Source organism: Lacisediminimonas sp. (assembly GCF_030645335.1).
Lineage (GTDB): Bacteria > Pseudomonadota > Gammaproteobacteria > Burkholderiales > Burkholderiaceae_D > Lacisediminimonas.
Map to the genome: position 1 here is coordinate 1 of NZ_JAUSNH010000094.1, position 4,140 is coordinate 4,140.

The following is a 4,140-nucleotide window of genomic DNA, read 5'->3' on the forward strand; positions in this document are numbered from 1 at the left end:
GGTCGCGCTGTCGATCCAGGCCGCCGCCACTTGCGGATAGGGAATCTGGACTGGCCTGCGCACGATACCGCTGTCGCGTTCGATGGAAATCGAGCGCCGCCTTTTTTCGAGCTTGCGCGGACTCGATCTCGGCGATGAGACAGGCGATTCCAGCCCGGCGTCCTTTTTCGCAACGTCCTTCTCTGCTTGCCGGCCGCGCGGCGCATCCTCCTCCCGGTCGTATTTTTCGCGCCGATCCCTTGGCGAGTTCAGTGGCGTCGAATAGGGGGATGCGGGTTGCATCGAAGGGGAATACGGCGAGCGCGGGTAGGACGGCGACACCGGCTCATCGGCCTCGCTATCGTATTGCTGCCATTTCTCATCCTGCGAGGACGGGCTGGCAAATTCCCTGTTGAACTTTGCTGTCAGCGCGACGTGTTTCGCACCCGGGCTTAACTCGGGCGGCGCCGAGATTGATCGGGTGCGCGGCAGGATATTGCTCGCCGTCGATTTCGGGCTGGCTGTTGTTGTTGTGGTGGTGGTCGTGGTGGTATTCGTAGTCGTGGTTGTGACTTCCGCAGTCACCGTGTCTGCCTTGGATGGCGTCGCTGTGCTTGTTACACGCACCGTCAGATTTGGCGAGCCAAGCCTGTCGGGCGAGCTGAACGTCGAGGGAGAGATTACTGATGCGCTGTCCCTGGATGGCGAAAGGGGCGATCGTACTTCGACACTCTTGGGCCGCTTCAGCGAGCTGTTGGATTTCGTGCTTTTGGAGCGCGACACGGGTGATTGGTCTGCGTCACGCAGCTCGACTTTCTTTTTTGGCCTTGCGATGCTCAGGGAGCGCAGGATGCGGTCACGCGGCGACTCCTTGCCTGCCCTGGTATCCGAGTTGCGCGGCGAGGTGGCTGCCTGTTGCTGTTGCTGCTGCTGTTGCTGCGGCGTGGCGCCCGAGGCTTCGGGCGCAGAACCTGTGTCAGCGATCGGCGATTGCGCAAACTGGACCGATCCGCGGGGCCGCTTCGCAATTCTAGGTGAGGCGGGTTCCTGCTCGCTTTTCTCGTCTTTCCCCTGTTCTTGTTTGGTCGGGGATTTGAAAAACAGCTTTAGCCGGGTTGGCGATGTGGGGGTTCTTTCAGCCAAAGTACACTCCTTGAATTAATTAGTCGAACGCTTGCGTTTCGCCGATTGGCCGGCTAGCGCAATAACAAGCTCTTTATCGAACCGGATTGGCCGTTTCGCAAAGACGCTGCTGAGTGCTGACGACCAGCACGCGGTTCTAGCAGGAGGGGATTGTTTTTCAGGCGACGAGGAATGACGCTACATAGGCCGATAAGCGCCCTGAAAGGCATTTGACGAAAATAATTTCGTCGAAGATATGAATCCTGGATACTCTGAGTTTTATAAAAGAACTAAGTGCGATAAGCGCCCAAATGAAAAACCATAAGTAAATCTAATCATTTGCCCTAAAAACTTTAACTATCGCTAATCATTCGTGATCCCTACTATCGGATCCATGCACAAGGCATGACGATGTTTCCGGTGTGTTGCTTGTCCGGGAGTCCTGCTTCGCCGCCATGAATCGTCACATAGGAGCACCGACATGAACACAGCACCGAACATCGAACGCAATGCCTACAATGCCGCGTTCTACGAGCTCGGCCTGCGCTGGTGCTGGGACGAGGACACCTGGCGCGACCTGATGAGCATCGGTTGCGAGAACAGCCGTATCAAGACTTACCTGCAGAAGCACCAGCCGCATTTGCTGACTGCCTATGATGCCGATTTCCTCGCATCCGCGATCCGCGAAGCCAAATCGCGCTGGAATGAAACCATGCGCGACAGTGCGGCCCATGCGATCGACTGGAAAGCATTGCAGGCCGCCGAGGTCGGCGTCTGATCGCCTGTGCGGTGCGGTAAGTGAAGCAGTGCGATGCAATGAGTGAAGCAATGCGGCAGGCCCAGGGCAGGTTGCGGTGTATTGAGCGCATACAATATCGCTTTGCGCGGCGGTGAACGCCGTCAATGTTGGCCGGGCCGTTGCCCCATCCGCATTCGCTGATCAGGAGCAGCCGGTCGCGGTTCCACGCACACGCTTTACCCACCCTTTTCATTTATCTCCGAGAGAATCACATGGTCCAGCATTGGGTCCGCTTCAATCATTCCGGCGAAGTCCGGTTCGGTACGCTAGACGGCGACCGTATCCGCGTACATGCCGGCGACATGTTCAATCATCCGACGCCGACCTCCAATTACGTCGATGTTCGCGAAGCAAAATTGCTGGCGCCGGTGCTGCCTGGCAAGGCTGTCGCGTTGTGGAACAATTTCCATGCGCTGGGCAAGAAAATCGGTCAGCCGGCGCCCGCCGAGCCGCTGTATTTCATCAAGCCGTCCAACACTTATCTCGACCCCGAAGAGACCATCAGGAAGCCGCAGCAGGAAGGTAAGGTCGTTTTCGAAGGGGAGCTTGGCATCGTCATCGGCAAGCGCGCGACTTGCGTGTCCGAAGACGCGGCGCTGTCGTACGTGTTCGGCTATACCTGCCTGAATGACGTGACACACGCCGACATCCTCAACCGCGATCCGTCGTTTGCCCAGTGGACCCGTTCCAAGGGCTTCGACACCTTCTGCCCGATCGGCCCGGTGATTGCAACCGGACTCGATCCTGCAACACTGACCGTGCGCACCGTGCTCAATGGCGACGTGCGCCAGGACTATCCGATTTCGGACATGGTGTTTTCCGCCGCCCAGCTGGTGTCGCGCATATCGCATGACATGACACTGGAGCCAGGCGACATGATCCTGTGCGGCACGTCGGTGGGCGTGGGTTCGATGAAGCCCGGCAGCACGATTGAAATTGACATCGCAGGCATAGGCAAGCTGGTTAACCGCTTCGAATAGGGGGCCAATGCCGGCTTGGCCCCTGGCCATTGCCGCGCAGGGAGTTCCCGGGAGAGAGACATGAAAATAGCAATAGTGGGAGCTGGCGGCATTGGCGGCTATGTTGGCGCAAAGCTGGCGCTGGCCGGGGAGGACGTGACCTTCATGGTGCGCGGCGCCAACCTGGCGGCGATCCGGCGCGACGGCATCAAGCTGATCATGAACGACGGGGTGGAGCATGTCGCCAGCAACGTGCGTGCAAGCTGCAATTATGACGAGCCCGGTCCGCAGGACCTGGTGATCCTGGCGCTGAAGGCCAACCAGGTCGAGGCGGTGGCGCTGGACGTGCCCAAGCTGTTCGGGCCGGATACGGTGGTCGTGACCATGCAGAATGGTATTCCGTACTGGTATTTCCATCAGCATGGCGGAGCGCTAGCTGGCCGTCGCGTGGAGAGCGTGGACCCGACTGGGAAGATATTGGCCAATATCCCGGCCGAGCGGGTGATCGGTTGCGTGGTGTACCCGGCTTCCGAGCTGATCGCGCCGGGTGTGGTGCATCACATTGAAGGGGAGCGTTTTCCGATCGGCGAGCTCGATGGTTCCGACAGCGTTCGTGTGAACCGTATTGCCGATGTGTTCGTGCATGCCGGCTTCAAGGCGCCGGTGCTGACCGATGTGCGCTCGGAGATCTGGTTGAAGTTGTGGGGCAACCTGACGTTCAACCCGATCAGTGCCTTGTCGCATGCGACGCTGGTGGATATTTGCCAGTTCCAGCTCACCCGTGAGCTGGCGGCGGGGATGATGCGGGAGGCGGCTGCGGTGGCGCAGACGCTGGGGATCGGGTTCCGGGTGCCGCTGGAAAAACGCATCGAGGGGGCGGAGAAGGTGGGCAAGCACAAGACCTCGATGCTGCAGGATGTCGAGGCGGGGCGCGGGCCGGAGATTGATGCGTTGGTGGGGTCGGTGATTGAGTTGGGGCGGCTGACCGGGACGCCGACGCCGCATATTGATACGGTTTATGCGTTGGTGAAGTTGTTGGCGAGGAATATGGAGATTCAGGCGGGGCAGGTGAAGATGCTGGCTACTGTTCATTAATTGGGGTTTTTTTGATGCCGTGTTCGCCTGTTGTTTTGGGCGCGCGGCATTTTATTTTGTTTTTTTCGGTTGTTGGCTTCGGTTTGTTGGATGTTTTTTTATTATCTTTGGTGTTAAGCGGGGTGTGCGCCCCCGCGGGCGCGTAACTTTCTTTTTGGCGCGCCAAAAAGAAAGTCACCAAAGAAA

At 58.6% G+C, this 4,140-nt stretch carries 6 protein-coding genes; 4 read left to right on the top strand and 2 right to left on the bottom strand.

What is annotated here, in order from left to right:
* Positions 1 to 282, bottom strand: a 282-nt coding sequence (locus tag Q7T64_RS06465; RefSeq protein WP_304793054.1) for a hypothetical protein, incomplete at its 3' end; no start/stop codon positions are given.
* Between the two features lie 109 nt (positions 283 to 391).
* Between Q7T64_RS06465 and Q7T64_RS06470 the strand changes: the two genes are divergently transcribed.
* From Q7T64_RS06470 to Q7T64_RS06485, 4 genes are all read left to right on the top strand, one after another.
* Complete coding sequence (locus Q7T64_RS06470) at positions 392 to 1,141, top strand: hypothetical protein (protein WP_304793057.1); 750 nt, start codon at positions 392 to 394, stop codon at positions 1,139 to 1,141.
* A gap of 441 nt (positions 1,142 to 1,582) precedes the next feature.
* Positions 1,583 to 1,879, top strand: a complete 297-nt coding sequence (locus Q7T64_RS06475) for a hypothetical protein (protein WP_304793060.1) — start codon at positions 1,583 to 1,585, stop codon at positions 1,877 to 1,879.
* Between the two features lie 233 nt (positions 1,880 to 2,112).
* Entirely contained in the window at positions 2,113 to 2,880 is a 768-nt protein-coding gene (locus Q7T64_RS06480; protein ID WP_304793063.1) for a fumarylacetoacetate hydrolase family protein, read from the top strand.
* Positions 2,881 to 2,940: 60 nt separating this feature from the next.
* Positions 2,941 to 3,954 carry a 2-dehydropantoate 2-reductase gene (locus Q7T64_RS06485; protein ID WP_304793066.1) on the top strand — a complete coding sequence of 338 codons (1,014 nt, stop codon included), beginning with the start codon at positions 2,941 to 2,943 and terminating at the stop codon, positions 3,952 to 3,954.
* On the opposite strand, the gene Q7T64_RS06490 is transcribed toward Q7T64_RS06485, so the two are convergent.
* A partial coding sequence (locus tag Q7T64_RS06490; RefSeq protein ID WP_304793069.1) for a hypothetical protein occupies positions 3,941 to 4,140 on the bottom strand: 200 nt, incomplete at its 5' end. The genes Q7T64_RS06485 and Q7T64_RS06490 overlap by 14 nt on opposite strands.

What these genes read in the sequence shown, in the direction of transcription:
- Q7T64_RS06475 (WP_304793060.1), top strand. Translation starts at nt 1,583, where the DNA reads ATGAACACAGCACCGAACATCGAACGCAATGCCTACAATGCCGCGTTC.
- Q7T64_RS06480 (WP_304793063.1), top strand. Translation starts at nt 2,113, where the DNA reads ATGGTCCAGCATTGGGTCCGCTTCAATCATTCCGGCGAAGTCCGGTTC.
- Q7T64_RS06485 (WP_304793066.1), top strand. Translation starts at nt 2,941, where the DNA reads ATGAAAATAGCAATAGTGGGAGCTGGCGGCATTGGCGGCTATGTTGGC.